Here is an 18,556-nt window from a genome sequence, read left to right on the forward strand (position 1 = left end):
GCAAGCCGGTCAGGCCTCATTTTCTCTTGCCTCGTCTGAAGGCGCGGAAATGCCCTTGCCGGCAGCGGTGGAGCCCGACTGGCGCCGCTGCGCCAGATAAGCGCGCACGCGGCGGAGAATTTCCGAAAAGCTGATAAAGATCGGCAGGCCGATAGCCGGTTCGACCGGCTCAAGCGAAATTCCGATCCCGGTAATCGCCTCATGTTCGTCCAGCGCCCGAACGATGAGAACAATAGAACCGAGGCGCACCCGGTCGGCATAATCTGCCTTGCCAGAAAGGCGCGCCTCGATCAGTTCCGCGATGCTCATGGCATGCTCGTTGGCCGAAATAAGGCCGGGGCCGTAGGCGGCGTCAAGCTCCGTGGCCGGACGCGCGGGAGAGATTGCAAAGATCCCGAAGAAATCGGCGTCGTCATCCGCAACCGGCAGGGCGCTTGCAAACAGCCGGTCGATCAGCCGCGTATAACCGGGCGCGATAAAAAGATAGACGAGATCATTTTCGCGCAGGCGCCCGGCATATTGGTAGCGGATGGATTTGCCATCACGCACGACGAGCGAAGGCATCGCCCAGCGGGGAATTCGCTCGCCCTGCATGATGGCGCTGCCTTTGGCCACGCGGTATGAAATCAGTTCGTGATTGGCAGTGCCGGGAAGGTCCACTTCCAGCTTGTCGACATCACCCATGCGCGGCGGCACGATCAGCCCGAGCCGTGTTGCCACCGGCTTGATCGTCCAGCCTTGCAGCAAGAGCGACACGAGCACGATGATGAAGGCGGCATTGAAATAGATTTGCGCATCGTCCAGGCCGCCAAGAATGGGCATGATGGCAAGCAGGATGGAAACCGCTCCACGAAGGCCCACCCATGCCACGAAGGAGGTTTCCTGCTGGGTATAGTTGAAGGGCATGAGGCTGAGCCACACCGCAAGCGGGCGGGCGACAAAGATCAGGAAAAGCGCAAGCAGCACGGCCGGAATGGCAATCGCTGGAAATTGCGATGGCGTTGCCAGAAGGCCGAGCATCAGGAACATGATGATCTGGGCAAGCCAGGTCAGCCCTTCATGGAAACGGCGGATGGTCTCCTTGGCAAAAATCCGGCGGTTGCCGGCAACGATGCCCGCCACATAGACCGCAAGAAATCCACTGCCGCCAATAGCGCCGGTGAACGAGAAGACCAGCAGGGCAAGAGCCAGCACGAAGATCGGCGCCAGCCCGCGGTCGGCAGCGAAACGGTTGACGACTGTTGCGATCATGACGCCGCCGAGCAGGCCGAAGATAACACCGAGACCCATTTCCTCGACGAACAGCAGCAGGAAGCCGGTGTCGATGCCGGCCAGTCCCTGTCCCTTGGCGATGATCTCGACCAGCGCGACGGTGAGGAAAATCGCCATGGGATCATTGGTGCCGGATTCGACCTCAAGCGTTGAGCGGACCTGATCGCGGATATGAATGCCGCCGATGCGCAAGAGAAAGAATACGGCTGCCGCATCCGTAGAGGCGACGATGGCGCCGAGCAGCAGGCCTTCCAGCCACGACAGTCCGAGCAACAGGGCGGCAGCGCCTGCGAAAAACACGGATGTGAGGATGACGCCGACGGTGGCGAGGGCGACGGCGGGCGCTGCCGAAAGCCGGAAAGATTGTATCGACGTACCGAAACCGGAATCGAAAAGGATGACGGCGAGAACGAGCGAGCCGAGCATATAGGCGAGCGGATTGTTGGTGAACTGGATACCGAGGCCATCCACGCCTGCCGCAAGGCCAATCATCAGGAAGAGCAGCAGGAGCGGTGCGCCGAACCGGAAGGCGATGAGGCTTGAGAACGCTGCGACGAGAACCAGAACAGTTGCCACCAGCAACAGAAGATAAAATGATTCCACGTCCACCGCCTCTTTCAAACCGCGCTGGCCGTCGCAATCAATGCCCTGCACGTTTGCAGTCAATGCGCCACGGGTTGCGGTCTGTCAGCGCTGTTGTGGGTGGCGATGAAAGGCGACGCAAGGCGGGGTGTATCGAATGATACGGCAGGGCCGAAGTGCATTGCGCACGACCGTTGTCCCTGTTCTTCTTGTCCGTTTCAAAGTGGACCAGACGAAGGCAGGAAATGGGATTTTTTTCGGCGCCCGGGCGAAACGTTCATGGCGTGTAGCGCTGTGGATGTTTCGCGCAAACAATTCGCATGCCGGCGTTTCGACGTAACATAGAGACAATGCAGCTACGTTAGTTGTCGCGTCCGAGTTGCTTTCACCATGACCGGAGCGATCGGATGAAACGGAAATCCATTACTATATTTATTGCCTTGCTGGCGGTCGGCCCAATTGTTCCGGCCTGTTCTAGCACGGAACAGACGGCTGAAAACATGGCCGCCCAACGCGAGCGTTGCCGGGTGTTTGGTTACCCTGAAGGTTCGCGTGATTTCGCTGACTGCATGATGAAGCTTTCCATGCAGCAAAGCGATTTGAGGCAACAGACTTTCGATACGATCTGGAGCGGTAGCAGTTCGGATCAGATTATCATCAACAACAAGAAATAACGGGTTGTGCAGTTCATCAGACTTGGTCGGCTTGGTCTCATGCGCCTCTTGCCGGGCGACGGTTTTCGATCCGAAGCGCCCGCCTTGCTTCAGGAGCGATGCCGGCGGGTCCCTCGTCCGCCGGCAATTTTTTGGCAAAGAAAAACCGGCAGGATTGCGCCTGCCGGTTTTTCGTAATTCGCGAACCGTGGTGCTTGTTCAGATGGTCTTCGCAAATGCGACGGCCGTATCCGACATGCGGTTGGAGAAGCCCCACTCGTTGTCGTACCAGGAAAGAACGCGCACGAACTTGCCTTCCATGACCTTGGTCTGATCGATCGCGAAGATCGAGGAGTGGCTGTCGTGGTTGAAGTCGCGGGAGACCAAAGGCTCTTCGGTGTAGCCGAGAATGCCCTTCAGCTTGCCGTTGGAAGCGGACTTGATTGCTTCGTTGACTTCCTCAACCGTCGTGTCGCGCTTGGCGATGAACTTGAAATCGACGACCGAAACGTTCGGGGTCGGAACGCGGATCGACGTACCGTCCAGCTTGCCCTTGAGGTGCGGCAGAACGAGGCCAACGGCCTTGGCTGCCCCCGTCGAGGTCGGGATCATGGAAAGGGCTGCGGCGCGGGCGCGGTACAGATCCTTGTGCATGGTGTCCAGCGTCGGCTGGTCGCCCGTGTAGGAGTGGATCGTCGTCATGAAGCCGTGATCGATGCCAACGACGTCATCGAGAACCTTCACAACTGGCACGAGGCAGTTGGTAGTGCAGGACGCGTTGGAAATGACCAGATGGTCTTTCGTCAGCTGATCGTCGTTGACGCCGAAGACAACCGTGAGGTCAGCGCCGTCAGCAGGAGCGGAAACGATGACGCGCTTGGCGCCTGCCGTCAGGTGGGCAGCGGCCTTGTCGCGGGCGGTGAAGATGCCGGTGCACTCGAGCGCGATGTCGACACCCAGTTCCTTGTGCGGCAGCGTTGCTGGATCGCGAACGGCCGTAACCTTGATCGGCTTGCCGCCGCCAACGATGATCGTGTCGCCTTCCACCTTCACATCTGCCGGGAACTTGCCGTGGATCGAATCGTAGCGCAGCAGGTGGGCGTTGGTTTCAACCGGGCCGAGGTCGTTGATGGCAACGACTTCGATATCGGTGCGGCCGGATTCGACGATGGCACGCAGAACATTGCGGCCGATGCGGCCAAAGCCGTTAATGGCAACTTTTACAGTCATTTATAGTCTCCCGAACAAGATATGTGCTTGGTCTTTGCGGAATGTGAGGGCTTGGGAAGCCCTCATGCAAGTTTTGCCTCGACTGCGGCGACGACAGCTTCCGCCGTGATGCCGAAGTGCTTGAAGAGATCCTTCGCCGGCGCGGACGCACCAAAGGAATGCATGCCGACGAAAGCGCCGTCGGAGCCGATGAAGTAATCCCAGCCCTGGCGGATGGCGGCTTCCACCGCAATTTTGACCGGAGCCTTGCCGATGATGGCGTTGCGGTAGGTTTCCGGCTGTTCCTTGAAGAGCTCGAAGCAGGGAACGGAAACGACGCGGGCGGAAACGCCCTTGTCCTTCAGCGTCGCTGCGGCCTTGAGCGCTACTTCCACTTCCGAACCGGATGCAAAGATCGAAACCTTGGCATCGCTTGCGGATACGAGTTCGTAGGCGCCGTAAGCGGAAAGGTTCTTTTCTTCGTATTCCTTGCGCGAAGGCGCAAGGTTCTGGCGGGTGAGCGCCAGCGCCGAAGGACGATGCTTCTGCTCAAGCGCCAGCTGCCAGCATTCCGCCGTCTCGGTTTCATCCGCCGGGCGGAAGACGAGCAGGTTCGGGATGGCGCGCAGCGCGGCGATCTGCTCCACCGGCTGGTGGGTCGGGCCGTCTTCGCCGACGCCGATGGAATCATGCGTCAGAACGTGGACGACGCGGATGCCCATCAGGGCAGCCAGACGGATCGATGGACGGCAGTAGTCCGAGAAGATCAGGAAGCCGCCGGCATAGGGAATGAGACCGCCATGCAGTGCGATACCGTTCATGGCTGCTGCCATGCCGTGTTCGCGGATGCCGTAATGCAGGTAACGGCCGGAGAAATCCGTCGGGGTGATGGACTTCATCTGGCTGGTCTTGGTGTTGTTGGACGGCGTCAGGTCGGCAGAGCCGCCGATCATTTCCGGCAGAATGCCGTTGATGACTTCAAGCGAGTCTTCCGAGGCCTTGCGGGTCGCAACGGTTGGGTTGTTCTCGATGATCTTCTTCTTGAAGGCATCGATCGCGCTGTCGAAGTTGCCGGGCAGATCGCCGGCGAAGCGGCGCTTGAATTCGGCCTTCTTGCCGGCTTCGGTGGCTTCGAGACGGGCTTCCCAGTCCTGACGGGTCTTGGTGGAGCGCAGGCCGGCGAGACGCCATGCATCCAGCACGTCTTCCGGAATGACGAAAGCTTCGGCTTCCCAGTTGAGGCTCTTGCGGGCGGCGGCGATTTCTTCGGCGCCCAGCGGGTTGCCGTGAACCTTGTGGGTGCCCTGCTTGTTGGGTGCGCCGAAACCGATCACGGTCTTGCAGGCGATGAAGGTCGGGCGGTCGGATTTATGTGCAGCTTCGATCGCGGCGGCAATCGCATCCGGATCATGGCCGTCGACGCGTATGGTGTTCCAGTGAACAGCCTGGAAGCGGGCGATCTGGTCGGTGCTGTCGGAAAGGCCAACTTCACCGTCGATGGTGATGTTGTTGTCATCCCAGAACAGAACGAGCTTGTTGAGCTTCAGGTGGCCGGCAAGCGCGATGGCTTCATGGCTGATGCCTTCCATGAGGCAGCCGTCGCCACACAGCACATATGTGAAGTGGTTCTGCAGATCGGAGCCGAATTCTTCTTCCAGCTTGCGTTCGGCGATTGCCATGCCAACGGCGTTGGCGATGCCTTGGCCGAGCGGGCCGGTCGTCGTTTCGATGCCGGTCGCGTGGCCATATTCGGGATGGCCGGCAGTCTTGGAGCCGAACTGACGGAAACGCTTGATCTCGTCGATCGTCATGTCCTCGTAGCCCGTCAAATAGAGCAGCGAGTAAAGCAACATCGAACCATGGCCCGCAGACAGCACGAAGCGGTCACGATCCGGCCACAGCGAGCTCTTGGGATCGAACTTCAAAAAGCGGGTGAAAAGAACAGTGGCGACATCAGCTGCGCCCATCGGCAGGCCGGGATGGCCGGAGTTGGCCTTCTCTACTGCATCCATGGCAAGAAAGCGGATTGCATTGGCCATCCGGTCGTGTTTGTCGCGAGAAATCATGGCTTTTCCGTCTGTTTCCGGGTGAAGGGAGATAGTTTTACGCAACTATCCAAAAAGCGGGTTGATCCATAGCAGGTGAGGCAGGCAAGTCAATAAATCCACGGGCAATTGCGGTTCTCTCAAGGATAAAAATCGTTTAGCAAAACGGGTGTCTCGAGAAAAATCGTGCGATATGTGTCGCCATTTCCTCGTTCATCCACAGAGCAAAACGCCTCAATGCACTGGTTTGATTGACGTGATGATAAATCGGGTAATAACCTCTTGGATGTTGAAAAGGCCTGAAACCGGACGATTCGGCCGGTTACTTGCGAGTTGGAAAAAACGATGTCGGCTGAGAAGACCGTACAATCTGCGGTGACGGAGCTGAGCGCTGCCATCACAAATCTCGAAAATGCCATCGATATGCGTATCGAACGGCAAAGGGAGACGGGCGAAATCGATAACGAGGTCAAGCGGGTCCATGTCGATCGCGCAAGGCTCGCGCACGAGCTGGACCAGGCCGAGTTTCGCGCCAATCGTCTCGAAGAAGTCAACCGCGAGGTTTCCCGCCGTCTGGTGACGGCGATGGAGACGATTCGCGCGGTGCTGGATCGATAGGGAGCGGTTTCATGGCGCAAGTTACTGTTATGATCGACGGCAAGGCCTACCGCATGGCTTGCGAGGCAGGGCAGGAAGAGCACCTGACCGATCTCGCTACCCGTTTTGACCGTTATGTGGGGCATCTAAAGAGCCAGTTCGGCGAAATCGGTGATCTGCGCTTGACCGTCATGTCGGGCATCATGGTGATGGACGAACTTTCCGAGCTCAACCGCAAGATCGAAAAGCTGGAGGGGGAAATAGCGTCCCTTTCTCGCAACCGCGACGGTATGGCCGAACACAAGGCAAGATCGGACGAGATGGTTGCCGTTGCCATCAGCGATCTGGCCGACCGTCTGAACGGTATTACCGAAAAACTCCTGGCGCGGCCAAAGCCTGCGGCGCATTGATCGCCGGCAAAGCTCTCCAGCAACAAAATTCGTTCTTGGCCCTCTGGTGGTTTGGTTGGATACGTCCTATATCTAAGAGGCGTTCTGCGCTTCCCGACAGGAACCACAATCCCTGGGGCCATACTCGATCCAAAGGGAGCTGTCCCTGGCCAGTCCCGTGGGGCTGGACACATGGCGCCCACCTACATTTGTAGGCACCCAGGATCGTAAATCTCCATCGGTCGCCGTGGATCGCACTTGAAGTTTCGGGTCACTCCCCGATTCTTCTTCTGACTCATATAGTGTCGACAGTTATTTTTCATTGCTGCCGGAGACGGCTTTTTTATGCTGCTGTCATTGCAATGGCGGAACAATTCCCTATTATCTCAATTGGTATGTCTGTCATGCCCTTTTTTTGAAAGAGGGCGCTGCGGCCAAAACCGCGACGTGCCGTTCAACAGCCCAAAGAGCTAAACTTGTTTACTGAAATTATGATCGTGGTCCTGCTCACCGTATTGAACGGTGTGCTTGCCATGTCCGAGCTTGCCGTTGTCTCCTCCAGACCGGCGAGGCTCAAGGTGCTTGCCGCGCACGGCAGCAAGGGCGCCACGATGGCGCTCGGTCTTTCCGAAAATCCCGGACGCTTTCTTTCCACGGTGCAGATCGGCATCACGCTGGTCGGCGTTCTCTCCGGTGCGTTTTCCGGCGCCACCCTCGGCGCCCGGTTCACGGCATGGCTGTCGGTGCAGGGCGTCCCTGATCGGGTTGCCGATGCGTTGGGCGTGGGCTCCGTGGTCGTCGCCATCACGTATTTGTCGCTGATCGTCGGCGAACTGGTGCCGAAGCAGATTGCGCTGCGCGATCCGGAAAAGATCGCTGCCCGTGTTGCACCCACCATGGTGATGCTCTCCAAGGTCGGCGCGCCGCTGGTCTGGTTTCTCGACAAATCCGGCAAGGCCATCCTTGCGCTTCTCGGCCATAGCGGCACGTCCAATGCATCGGTCACGGATGACGAAATCCGCACGGTTCTGGCGGAAGCTCATAGCGCCGGCGTCATCGAAACCGAGGAATCGGCGATGATCACCAGCGTCATGCGCCTTGCCGACCGTAATGCCCGTGGCCTGATGACGCCGCGCCGCGACGTGGAAGTCGTCGATATTGAAGACAGTGCGGAAGAAATCCGTGTTCAGCTTCGGGAAACGCAGCGTTCCCGCCTGCCCGTGCGCAACGGCGCTTCCGATGAAATTCTCGGCGTGCTTTTCGCCAAGGACGCTTTCGATGCGCTGGCATCCGGCAAGGAGCTGAATGTGCGCGAGCTTCTGCGCGAAGTTCCCGTCGTCTCGGATCTGACGAGCGCTGTCGATGTCATCCAGTCATTGCGCCGTTCCACCGTGCATATGGTGCTGGTCTATGACGAATACGGCCATTTCGAAGGTATCGTCAGCTCTGGCGACGTCCTGGAAGCAATCACAGGTGCCTTCCAGGAAGACAATGACGAGGAGCCGGCGATCGTCGAGCGCGAGGACGGTTCGTTCCTCGTTGCCGGCTGGATGCCCGCCGATGAGTTCGCTTACCGCATGGGCTTCCAGATCGACGAAGACGCCGAGTTCGAGACCGTTGCCGGTCTGGTGCTTGACGAGTTCCGTCGCCTGCCGGAACTGGGCGAACACATCACCCGCAACGGCTGGCGTTTTGAGGTCATAGACCTTGATGGACACCGTATCGACAAGGTGCTCGTGAGCCGGGCTGCCTGATGTCTGGCGACATCGCCGAAAAAGCAAGGCTGCGCGGCGAAAGGCTTGCCGCGCGTGATGCGTTGCCACAAGCCGAGCGTCAGCAAAAAAGCGAGGCGATGACGGCATATGGTGCATCTGCCATTCCGTTCTCGCCAGGTGCCGTTATTTCCGGTTTCATGCCCATCCGTTCAGAGGCCGATATTCGGCCGCTGATGGAGGCACTGCGGACAAGAGGCGGGCGCCTCGCCCTTCCCGTTGTGCTGAACCGGGAGACCATCGTTTTCCGCGCCTTTGATGCGGATGCACCGCTGGTGAAGACGGGCTTCGGCACGACCGGTCCGGCGGAGGACGCAGAAGTTCTCGATCCGGATATTCTGCTCGTCCCGCTCTCCGTCTTTGACGGGCAGGGTCAGCGTATCGGTTATGGCGCGGGTCATTATGATCGCGCTATTGCGAGATTGCACAGCAAAGGCCGAGCCCCCGTTCTCATCGGCGTCGCATTTGATTGTCAGGAAGTGCCATCCGTGCCGGCGGAGCCGCATGACGTGCCGCTTCAGGCGGTTCTGACGGAGAGTGGCTTGCGCTGGTTTTCGGCGTAGCCGTTGATGACCGGTCGGAAAAAGGCGCTTTAGCACTTTTTAAAAGATGGATTACCCGTTAGAGGGGACGGAATTTAGGAACATGCGCAAGATCGGGGCGGGTGAATGAGGCTTCTTTTTCTCGGAGATATGGTTGGCAAGACCGGACGCACGGCTGTCTGGGACAGGTTGCCCGGGCTTATTTCCGATCTGAAGCTCGATTTCGTCATCGTTAATGGCGAAAACGCCGCCGGTGGTTTCGGCATCACCGAGGATATCTATCTCGAAACCATCAATGCCGGTGCGGATGTGGTGACGACCGGCAACCATGTCTGGGACCAGAAGGAGGCCGTTTCCTTCTGCGAGCGCCATGACCAGTTCCTGCGGCCAGCCAATTATCCCGATGGTACGCCGGGCAAGGGCTCGGGCATCTTTTACGCCCGCAACGGTGCGCGTGTGCTTGTCGCCAACATCATGGGCCGGGTCTTCATGCATCCGGAACTGGACGATCCCTTCAAATCGGCGGAGAACATTCTCGCTGCCTGCCCGCTGAAGGAGCAGGCCGACGCCATCATCTTCGATTTCCACGCGGAAGCGACGAGCGAAAAACAGTGTTTCGGTCATTTCGTTGATGGACGTGCAAGCTTCGTCGTCGGCACCCACACCCATGTTCCGACTGCTGACGCCCAGATCTTGAACGGTGGCACGGCCTATATGTCGGACGCCGGCATGTGCGGTGACTACGACAGCTCGCTTGGCATGGAAAAGGAAGAGCCGATCAACCGCTTCATTTCCAAAATGCCGAAGGGCCGTTTCGAAGCCGCCAGTGGACCTGCGACGATCTGCGGCGTCGGCGTCGAGATTTCCGACCGGACCGGCCTTGCGGAAAAGATCGCACCGCTGCGAATTGGCCCGAGGCTCTCCGAAACCCTCCCGTCCTTCTGGGCGTGAGCTTTCGGCTTCTAGCGCTCATCATCCGTTCACAATGACGAGATCGTGAGCGTTCCGCCGCTGTTGGCGCTGGACGCCCTGCAAAACCTGCCTCATCTTCCTTTCTTCGCAAGTTCGAGGGAGTGGCATGATGCTGCGCGTGCTAATGCTTGCAATGGCCGGACTGGTTGCGTGCGCGGGAGCGGCCTTTTCCCAGGCTGGAAGCCGCCCTCCCGTTAGCCAGTGCCAGGCAATCGCCCGCAACATTCCCGGCGTCATGTTCGCCAGCTTCAAACCGGCAGGTGCCCAGCTGGCGCAGGCCACGGCTAAGGAAGAGGTGAAGATCAGCTTCATCGGCCATTCCACCTATCTCATCGAAAGTCCTGGCGGCGTGACGATCGCCACAGATTATAATGGCGTCTATCGCCCACCGGTCACGCCGACAGTGGTGACGATGAACCGGGCGCATATGACGCATTTCACTCTTAGTCCGGATCCGGCCATTCAGCATGTGCTGCACGGTTGGAGCGATACGCCCGGAGAAAAGGCCGAGCACAAGCTTCTGGTCGGTGATGTCTATATCCGCAACGTCGCGACTGACATTCGCAACCGCTGGGGCGATTACGAATCCTTTCAGGAAAACGGCAATTCCATTTTCATCTTCGAGGTTGCGGGGCTGTGTATCGGCCATCTCGGCCATCTGCATCACGAACTGACGGACAAGCATTATGCCGAAATCGGTCGTCTGGATGTGCTGATGGTTCCAGTGGATGGTGGTTTGACGATGGGGGCCGACAGCATGAGCCGCGTGGTCAAGCGCCTGCGCTCCGCACTGATCTTGCCCATGCACCGCACCGGGCCGCCGTTGGAGCAGTTTCTGACGATGTTTGGGGAAAGCTTCCAGATCGCCTACGCAAAAGATGCGATCATCCGGGTCTCAATGAGGAACCTTCCCCGCCAGCCGCAGATACTGGTGCCAAAAGGCATGTAGTAAAGCGACCGGCGAGGAAAGTCGGGGGAGTCGTATCTCAGGCGAAGGCGAGGTGCTGGCGAACGCCGACATCAGGCATTTTATCGTCGGACATATTGGCCTTGGCGATTTCCCAGCCGAATTTTAGCGTGCTGTCAGTCGAGGCCCAGATTTCCGCGTCGTCAACATGCAGCGCCAGCATCGTCAGTTGCGGATCGCTCTTACCGTGCTCGTACCAGGCTGCGGTTACGGAGTTCCAGTATTCTTCGATCTTTGTCCTGTCGTCGCGCGCCTCGAGCACACCCGAGAGGCAGGCGTGATAATCATGGTCCTTGCCGACGACACAAAAATGCGCCCGCGAACCCGGCTTCAGCGTTTTGACGAGATCGGTGTCTTTCTTGGAGAAAAACCAGATCGTGTTGGTCTTGGGGTCGGCGTGCGGTGCCATCGGCTGCATATGATTGTGCAGGCCCTCGAGGCCAAGCATGCCGGCATGGACCGAATTGACCTCATCCCAGAGCTGGCGGGCAGGGTTTTCTCTTGCTTCAGTCAGGCTGACCATGTGTTTCCTCCGTTGGGTTTGCTGCGGCGACCGGGAGGGTGAAAAATGTCCCGCTCTTCCGCTTTCATTGTCAAAACGAAAAGCGGATAAATCAGTTCCTTATATTCTTGCGGCCAAGAGAAAGCGCTTGCGGGCTTGAACGGCGGGCATATCGCACTTATAAGGCCCGCAATCTCCAAATTAAGACAATCAGGTTTTCCATGGCTGGTCATTCACAGTTCAAGAACATCATGCACCGCAAGGGCAAGCAGGACTCCGTTCGGTCCAAAATGTTTTCCAAGCTTGCGCGTGAAATCACCGTTGCGGCAAAGGCGGGCATGCCCGACCCGAACATGAACGCGCGCCTGCGCCTGGCAATTCAGAACGCCAAGGCCCAGTCCATGCCGAAGGACAATATCGAGCGCGCGATCAAGAAAGCTTCCGGTGCAGACAGCGAAAACTACGATGAGGTCCGTTACGAGGGTTACGGCCCGGGTGGCGTCGCGGTCGTCGTCGAGGCCTTGACCGACAACCGCAACCGCACCGCCTCCAACGTCCGCTCCATCTTCACCAAGGCTGGTGGCGCACTCGGCGAAACCGGATCGGTTTCCTTCTCCTTCGACCGCGTCGGTGAGATCACTTACAAGGCCGAAGTCGGCGATGCCGACAAGGTCATGGAAGCGGCTATCGAAGCTGGTGCCGACGATGTCGAATCTTCTGAGGACGGTCACACCATCATCTGCGGTTTCGAGGCGATGAACGAGGTTTCCAAGGCGCTGGAAGGCGTGCTCGGCGAAGCTGAAAGCGTCAAGGCCATCTGGAAGCCGCAGAACACGGTGCCGGTGGATGAGGAAAAGGCGCAGTCGCTGATGAAGCTCATCGACAATCTCGAAGACGATGACGACGTGCAGAGCGTCTATTCCAACTTCGAAGTTTCGGAAGAAATTCTCGCCAAGCTTTCCGCCTGACGGTTCAGACTAAAAAAAGCCCCGGCAGCGTCATCGCTCCGGGGCTTTTTGTTTAGGCGGCCTTCCTGATGGAGGTCCGCACATCGGCGAAGATCTCCACGGATCGCAGCCGTTTTTCGATATTGTGGATCGGCATCGAGACGATCAGTTCGTCGGCCTGCGTTTCGGCGAGGAAGCCGTCGAGGTGGCGTCCGATTGTTTCAGGCGAGCCGACGGCGGCGAAACGCAAGGTATGTTCCACCGAAAAACGCTCCATCTCGTTCCAGTGGTCGTCCATGCTGTGAACCGGCTTGGGGAACGGGACGCGTACATTGCGGCGCAGGTTGACGAATTGCTGCTGTGACGAGGTGAAGAGATATTGCGCTTCCTCGTCGGTATCGGCGCCGACTCCCATCACTCCAACCATCACATAGGGCTTGTCCAGCGTCGCAGAGGGCTGGAAGCGCTCGCGATAGATATGGATCGCCTCCATCAGCATGTCAGGCGCAAAATGCGACGCAAAGGAATAGGGCAGGCCGAGTGCCGCTGCCAGATGCGCGCTATAGGTGCTTGAGCCAAGCAACCAGAGCGGCACGTGCGAATTCATGCCGGGCACGGCAAGGATCGCCTGATCCTGCTGGGGCTGGCCAAGGTACTGCTGGAGCTCGATGATGTCGTGCGGGAAGTTCTCCGCACCGGCATCAAGATTGCGGCGCAGCGCCCTTGCCGTCCGCATATCGGTTCCCGGCGCGCGGCCAAGTCCGAGATCGACCCGGCCAGGCAACAGTGCCGCCAGCGTGCCGAATTGTTCGGCAATGACGAGCGGGGAGTGGTTAGGCAGCATGATGCCGCCTGAACCGACGCGAATATGTTTCGTGGCGGCACCAACATGGGCGATCACGAGCGATGTGGCTGCGCTCGCAATACCAGGCATGCCATGGTGCTCCGCAAGCCAGATGCGGTTGTAACCGTGGTCTTCAGCCTTGATCGCCATGCGGCGAGAATTTTCAAGCGCCTGGCTGACGCTCTCGCCTTCGCCGATTGGCGAAAGGTCGAGAATGGAAAAGGGGATCATCCAACGCTCCTACACAAATTCTGTCTTTGATGCGGATGTAAGGCGCGTGTCCCGATTTACCATAGAAGTCGCGCAGAATTGAAGGATGGTTCAAAAAAATTGGGGCCTCGAAAGAGGCCCCTTTTCCATTTTTTTAGCCCGCTCGACGGAATTGCCGGGTTTCGCGATGTTCTGGAGGTTGCCGGTCGGAAGCGAGCACGAATTGTCCGAGCCTGCCGTCCATCTCGCCCGCCTCGGAAGCGAGATTATGAATGGCCGCCGTCGTCTCCTCCACCATCGCGGCGTTTTGCTGCGTCATGGTGTCGAGGCTGGTGACGGTGCTGTTGATTTCCGCAAGCGTATGCGCCTCCTCGCGGGTGGATTCCATGATTTCTTCAATGCGGGAACTGATGGTCTGCACGTGCTTGCCGATGCCGGTTAGCGAGGCCCCCGCCTTTTCGACCAGTGCCACGCCGGTGGAAACCTCGTCGGTGGAGCGCTTCAGCAGGCTGGTGATTTCTTTTGCGGCGGCGGCCGAGCGTTGTGCCAGCTCGCGCACCTCCTGCGCCACAACGGCAAAACCCTTGCCGGCCTCGCCCGCACGCGCGGCTTCCACACCTGCGTTCAGGGCGAGAAGGTTGGTCTGGAAGGCGATTTCATCGATAACGCCGATGATCTGGTTGATCTGGCGTGACGACGTCTGGATCGCTTCCATGGCGGCGATGGTCTGCTCCATGACGTGGCTGGACGCAGTGGCCTGCGTACTGGCGTCGCGGGCGATCCGTGTTGCCTGTTCGGCGCGTTCGATCTGGTCGCGGACGGCTTCGGTGATTGCCTTGATGGCGCTTGCCGTCTCGGTAATGGAGGCGGCCTGCCGTTCAGTGCGCTCAGCGAGCTGGTCTGCACCTACCCGCATTTCCTCCGAGCCGCCGCGAACGGCGGCGGAATTGCCGCCGATGGCCTGCATGGTCTCGCTGAGCCTTGCAAGCGCCGTATTGAAGTTGTGGCGCAGACTTTCAAGATCGTCTGGGAAGACAGTCTCAATGCGATAGGCGAGATTGCCGTTTGCCAGTCGATCCAGCCCTTCGTCAAGAGAATGCACGACCATTTGCAGCGTGCCGGCCTCGGCCTCTCGTTCCGCAAGATGTGCGCGGCGTGCCGTTTCGGCTTCCTCGCGCGTGCGAGACGTGGTCGCTTCCATTTCCCGCTGCAAAATGAGTTTTTCGCGGAAACTGCCAAGCGCGCGCGCCATGCGGCCGATCTCGTCCTTGCGGTCCTGATTGCCGATCTCGGCATCGAGACGGCCTGCCGCCACTTCGCCGGTCAGCCCGGCCAGCTTCTCCAGCGGTGCGAACAGGCGCCGTGCAAAAAAGGCGGTTGCCGCGCACATGGCTGCCAGAACGCAAAGGCCGATGACGGCTAGCGTGCCGGCAATCGAAATGGAACCGGCGTTCAACTCGCTGCGCAACATGCTTTCCACCGCGAGGTATTTTTCACCGGCAAACGAAAAGGCGCGGGCATAGGCATTGGCTTCGCCGTCCGGACGGTTGATCTTGGCAATCGTCATACCGGACGTATTGAGTGCTTGTGCATGGAAGCCATAGATTGCCGGATTAAGGCTGACGAGCCCGTTTCCGTCCACGCCCAGAACCTTGCCATCGGCGGAAACGATCGCGGATTGTTCGGAGCTGCCGGCGGAGATGCCTTTCGCGAGGATCTGGCTGAAGACCTCTTGTTTGACGCGGAAGAGAACGATGCCCTTGAACGCACCGAATTTGACTACCGGAATGCCGAAATAGATGCCGGCCTCTTTGGTCGCGGCGTCGACGCGCAGGCCGGAGAAACTCGTCTGCGCCACGTCGTTCACGGCTTTTCCTGCGTTGGTGGCTCCGCGCGCAAAAGCAGCCCCAAGGCCGCTTTCCGCCCAGGCGCCCCCCGTGACGGTTTCCCCGAAAGCCGGTCCTTTCAGATAGGAGTAATAAACCGTGCCGGCCGGATCGATGAAGAGAACATCGCTGAATGGGGTTCCCTTGAGGTAGCCGCCGATATCCGTCTGGGTTTTTTCATGGGTGGAATAATAAAAGCCGCTCGGATTTTCGGGCTTGATGAGCTTTTCTTTTTCGCCGTAGGGGTTCTCCTTGACGAAGACGCGTTGCAGTTCCGCTTTTGCGTCGCCGGAACTCTTCTGCACGGTGCCCCAGCCGCTGCGCATGGAAACTACCGCCATTTGCAGGGATTCGATCTTGGCGATGGAATCCGCCTGCGTTTCAAGCTGCTCAAGGCGTTCCTGCAGCATATCGCCCCTGAAGACGAGAATGCTCTCCATGGATTTCGACGCCTGTTCCTCGAGAACGCCGCTGCTGCTTTGATAGCCGAGAAGCGTGAGAGCCCCGGTCGAGATCGTCATCAGCGCAAGGAAAATCACGAGCACTTTGGTGGATATGGAATGAAAACGGTTCAGCATGGCCGATGCAGCCCTCAATGCCGTATCACTTCCCGCACCATGCATTGATGGCGCCACCGGATGGCTGATATGGCGAAAATATTGCGCTGCGGATCATCATGTCCGCAGCTCCCCTTTTTTGATTTTGTGCGGGAACAATGCGGTACGCGGTTTAAGCAGAGGTAAATGCTGCACTGCAAATTTGATCAATGTTGTCGTTTTGTTCACTTATCGCTGGCAGGGTCGCAGCCGAAAAGATAGGGTGGCTTATGCAAAAGACGATTCGAATCATCGGTATCGACCCCGGGTTGCGGCGCACCGGATGGGGTGTCATCGAAACCTTCGGCAACAGCCTTCGGTTTGTCGCTTCTGGCACGGTGACATCGGATGGTGATATGGATCTCGCCTCCCGCCTGTGCCAGCTGCATGATGGGCTGGCGGATACCGTTCACAGCTATCAGCCCGATGAGGCGGCGGTGGAGCAGACGTTCGTGAACAAGGATGCTGTCGCCACGCTGAAGCTCGGTCAGGCGCGCGGCATTGCCATGCTGGTTCCGGCGCGGGCAGGGTTGCCTGTTTTCGAATATGCGCCGAACGCGGTCAAAAAAGCCGTCATAGGTGTTGGGCACGGCGAAAAGCAGCAAATCCACATGATGCTGAAAATCCTGATGCCGAAAGCAGAATTCAAGGGTAACGATGCGGCGGACGCCTTGGCGATCGCAATCTGCCACGCCCATAATCGCGGCGGCGACAGGATGGCGCGGCTATTGGCAGCCGGTTGAATATTGAAGTCTCATTGCAGCGGGCGGCATCATGATCGGAAAACTTAAAGGCACCATCGAGGAAATCGGCACGGATTACGTGCTGGTGGATGTGCACGGCGTTTGTTACGTCGCCTATTGCTCGGCGCGCACACTCTCAAAAATAGGTTCCGCTGGTGAAGCGGTCGTCCTCTTCATCGAAACCTATGTGCGCGAAGACCAGTTGAGGCTGTTCGGCTTTTTGTCGGCACTTGAGCGGGAATGGTTCAATTTGCTCCAGAGTGTGCAGGGGGTCGGTTCGAAAGTGGCGCTGGCCGTCTTGTCTACCCTGTCGCCTTCTGAACTCGCCAATGCGATAGCGCTGCAGGACAAGGTGATGATTTCACGTGCGCCGGGCGTAGGGCCGAAGGTGGCGGTGCGCCTCGTTACCGAGCTTCGCAACAAGGCGCCTGCCTTTGCAGGAGAAGCTTCGGCTTCCATCGGGCTCAAGCAGGAACTTGGCGAGGGTGTCGCCTCCGCGCCGGTGGCGGATGCCGTGTCGGCGCTCACCAATCTCGGCTATTCACGCGATCAGGCCGCAAATGCCGTTGCGGCCGCGCTGAAGAACGGCGGGGAGGGCGGCGACAGTGCCAAACTCATCCGGCTCGGCCTGCGCGAACTTTCACGCTAAGCTGCGCGCAGCAAGCGAACGAAGCCGGGTGCGATGCTGAATTTCGTGAAGCGCCTTCGTGCGACAGTCGTGATATAGCGGCGAAGACCATCTCTTGAATTGGTTTAGAACAATGGAATGCCCTCTATGAGCGATGCGGACAGACTGATTTCGGCGGACAAGCGCGGTGAAGATATCGACACCACAATGCGCCCGCAGTCGCTGGACGATTTTACCGGCCAGGCCGAGGCTCGCGCCAATCTCAAGGTGTTTATCGAGGCGGCAAAGAACCGTGGCGAGGCGCTGGACCATGTGTTGTTCGTCGGGCCTCCCGGTCTCGGCAAAACCACGCTGGCGCAGATCATGGCCAAGGAGCTTGGCGTCAACTTCAAGTCCACCTCCGGACCAGTGATCGCCAAAGCTGGCGACCTTGCCGCACTTTTGACCAATCTCGAGGAGCGCGATGTGCTCTTCATCGATGAAATCCATCGTCTCAACCCGGCAGTCGAGGAAATTCTCTATCCGGCGATGGAGGATTTCCAGCTCGACCTCATCATCGGTGAGGGGCCTGCGGCCCGCTCGGTGAAGATCGATCTTTCCAAGTTCACCCTCGTTGCCGCGACCACGCGTCTTGGTTTGCTGACAACGCCGCTGCGCGACCGCTTCGGCATTCCTGTCCGTCTGGCCTTCTACACTGTCGACGAGCTGGAACTGATCGTTCGGCGCGGCGCGCGGCTGATGGGTCTGAACATGACCGACGATGGCGCACGCGAGATAGCAAGGCGTGCACGCGGCACGCCGCGCATCGCCGGACGGCTCTTGCGCCGGGTTCGCGATTTCGCTGAGGTGGCACGGGCGGAAGCCGTCACCCGTGAGATTGCCGACGAAGCACTGACGCGGTTGCTTGTCGACAAAATGGGTCTCGATCAGCTGGACATGCGCTATCTGACCATGATCGCGGTCAATTTCGGCGGCGGCCCTGTTGGTATCGAGACCATCGCCGCTGGCTTGTCGGAGCCGCGTGATGCGATCGAAGACATCATAGAACCCTACATGATCCAGCAGGGTTTCATCCAGCGCACACCGCGCGGCCGCGTTCTGACCGGCACTGCCTGGAAACATCTGGGCATGCAGCCGCCTAAAGATCTCGAGGCGGCGCAATTCCGGCTGACGCTGGAAGAGGATTGAGGGAACAAGCCC

At 58.8% G+C, this 18,556-nt stretch carries 17 protein-coding genes and 1 other RNA gene; 12 read left to right on the forward strand and 6 right to left on the reverse strand.

Translation table 11 applies throughout. The features are described 5' to 3' along the window. Window positions 1-9 precede the first annotated feature (9 nt). Entirely contained in the window at window positions 10-1,875 is a 1,866-nt protein-coding gene (locus ACZ5A6_RS15045) for a potassium/proton antiporter (RefSeq protein ID WP_026330715.1), read from the reverse strand. Between the two features lie 386 nt (window positions 1,876-2,261). Here ACZ5A6_RS15045 and ACZ5A6_RS15050 point away from each other — a divergent pair, with 386 nt between their 5' ends. Continuing rightward, the gene (locus ACZ5A6_RS15050; protein ID WP_112496005.1) at window positions 2,262-2,528 is read left to right on the forward strand and encodes a hypothetical protein; all 267 of its coding nucleotides are present in this window, start codon (window positions 2,262-2,264) and stop codon (window positions 2,526-2,528) included. Window positions 2,529-2,726: 198 nt separating this feature from the next. On the opposite strand, the gene gap is transcribed toward ACZ5A6_RS15050, so the two are convergent. Together gap and tkt are read right to left on the reverse strand one after the other, a co-directional pair. Beyond that, window positions 2,727-3,737 carry a type I glyceraldehyde-3-phosphate dehydrogenase gene (gap, locus tag ACZ5A6_RS15055; RefSeq protein WP_003511409.1) on the reverse strand — a complete coding sequence of 337 codons (1,011 nt, stop codon included), beginning with the start codon at window positions 3,735-3,737 and terminating at the stop codon, window positions 2,727-2,729. Between the two features lie 62 nt (window positions 3,738-3,799). Continuing rightward, the gene (tkt, locus tag ACZ5A6_RS15060; RefSeq protein WP_019564906.1) at window positions 3,800-5,782 is read right to left on the reverse strand and encodes a transketolase; all 1,983 of its coding nucleotides are present in this window, start codon (window positions 5,780-5,782) and stop codon (window positions 3,800-3,802) included. Window positions 5,783-6,106: 324 nt separating this feature from the next. Here tkt and ACZ5A6_RS15065 point away from each other — a divergent pair, with 324 nt between their 5' ends. From ACZ5A6_RS15065 to ACZ5A6_RS15095, 7 genes are all read left to right on the forward strand, one after another. Then, the gene (locus ACZ5A6_RS15065) at window positions 6,107-6,379 is read left to right on the forward strand and encodes a DUF4164 domain-containing protein (RefSeq protein WP_003511407.1); all 273 of its coding nucleotides are present in this window, start codon (window positions 6,107-6,109) and stop codon (window positions 6,377-6,379) included. 11 nt (window positions 6,380-6,390) lie between these two features. Next, the gene (locus ACZ5A6_RS15070) at window positions 6,391-6,768 is read left to right on the forward strand and encodes a cell division protein ZapA (RefSeq protein WP_003511406.1); all 378 of its coding nucleotides are present in this window, start codon (window positions 6,391-6,393) and stop codon (window positions 6,766-6,768) included. Between the two features lie 78 nt (window positions 6,769-6,846). After that, a non-coding RNA gene (gene ssrS, locus ACZ5A6_RS15075) (6S RNA) lies at window positions 6,847-7,005 on the forward strand. A gap of 233 nt (window positions 7,006-7,238) precedes the next feature. Continuing rightward, a complete protein-coding gene (locus ACZ5A6_RS15080; RefSeq protein WP_003511405.1) occupies window positions 7,239-8,501 on the forward strand; it encodes a hemolysin family protein in 1,263 nt (420 codons plus the stop codon). Then, window positions 8,501-9,082 carry a 5-formyltetrahydrofolate cyclo-ligase gene (locus ACZ5A6_RS15085; RefSeq protein WP_035199653.1) on the forward strand — a complete coding sequence of 194 codons (582 nt, stop codon included), beginning with the start codon at window positions 8,501-8,503 and terminating at the stop codon, window positions 9,080-9,082. Before ACZ5A6_RS15080 ends, ACZ5A6_RS15085 begins: the two co-directional genes overlap by 1 nt. Window positions 9,083-9,187: 105 nt before the next feature. Then, a complete protein-coding gene (locus ACZ5A6_RS15090) occupies window positions 9,188-10,012 on the forward strand; it encodes a TIGR00282 family metallophosphoesterase (RefSeq protein WP_003511403.1) in 825 nt (274 codons plus the stop codon). 127 nt (window positions 10,013-10,139) lie between these two features. Next, on the forward strand, window positions 10,140-10,982 hold the full coding sequence (locus ACZ5A6_RS15095; protein ID WP_013761825.1) for an MBL fold metallo-hydrolase: 843 nt from the start codon (window positions 10,140-10,142) through the stop codon (window positions 10,980-10,982). Between the two features lie 37 nt (window positions 10,983-11,019). On the opposite strand, the gene ACZ5A6_RS15100 is transcribed toward ACZ5A6_RS15095, so the two are convergent. Then, a complete protein-coding gene (locus ACZ5A6_RS15100; protein ID WP_003511401.1) occupies window positions 11,020-11,523 on the reverse strand; it encodes a pyridoxamine 5'-phosphate oxidase family protein in 504 nt (167 codons plus the stop codon). Window positions 11,524-11,723: 200 nt separating this feature from the next. Between ACZ5A6_RS15100 and ACZ5A6_RS15105 the strand changes: the two genes are divergently transcribed. Then, window positions 11,724-12,470: a YebC/PmpR family DNA-binding transcriptional regulator gene (locus ACZ5A6_RS15105; RefSeq protein ID WP_003497595.1), complete on the forward strand. Its 747-nt coding sequence runs from the start codon at window positions 11,724-11,726 to the stop codon at window positions 12,468-12,470. A 52-nt stretch (window positions 12,471-12,522) separates the two neighbouring features. On the opposite strand, the gene ACZ5A6_RS15110 is transcribed toward ACZ5A6_RS15105, so the two are convergent. After that, on the reverse strand, window positions 12,523-13,524 hold the full coding sequence (locus ACZ5A6_RS15110) for an LLM class flavin-dependent oxidoreductase (RefSeq protein WP_019564904.1): 1,002 nt from the start codon (window positions 13,522-13,524) through the stop codon (window positions 12,523-12,525). Window positions 13,525-13,657: 133 nt separating this feature from the next. Then, entirely contained in the window at window positions 13,658-15,967 is a 2,310-nt protein-coding gene (locus tag ACZ5A6_RS15115; RefSeq protein WP_464111084.1) for a methyl-accepting chemotaxis protein, read from the reverse strand. A 248-nt stretch (window positions 15,968-16,215) separates the two neighbouring features. Between ACZ5A6_RS15115 and ruvC the strand changes: the two genes are divergently transcribed. From ruvC to ruvB, 3 genes are all read left to right on the forward strand, one after another. Beyond that, window positions 16,216-16,728: a crossover junction endodeoxyribonuclease RuvC gene (gene ruvC / locus ACZ5A6_RS15120; protein ID WP_003511398.1), complete on the forward strand. Its 513-nt coding sequence runs from the start codon at window positions 16,216-16,218 to the stop codon at window positions 16,726-16,728. 31 nt (window positions 16,729-16,759) lie between these two features. Continuing rightward, window positions 16,760-17,377 carry a Holliday junction branch migration protein RuvA gene (gene ruvA / locus ACZ5A6_RS15125; RefSeq protein WP_003511397.1) on the forward strand — a complete coding sequence of 206 codons (618 nt, stop codon included), beginning with the start codon at window positions 16,760-16,762 and terminating at the stop codon, window positions 17,375-17,377. 126 nt (window positions 17,378-17,503) lie between these two features. Beyond that, on the forward strand, window positions 17,504-18,544 hold the full coding sequence (gene ruvB / locus ACZ5A6_RS15130; RefSeq protein ID WP_003511396.1) for a Holliday junction branch migration DNA helicase RuvB: 1,041 nt from the start codon (window positions 17,504-17,506) through the stop codon (window positions 18,542-18,544). Window positions 18,545-18,556: the final 12 nt, after the last annotated feature.

It is taken from the genome of Agrobacterium sp. 6Ca8, assembly GCF_055382765.1.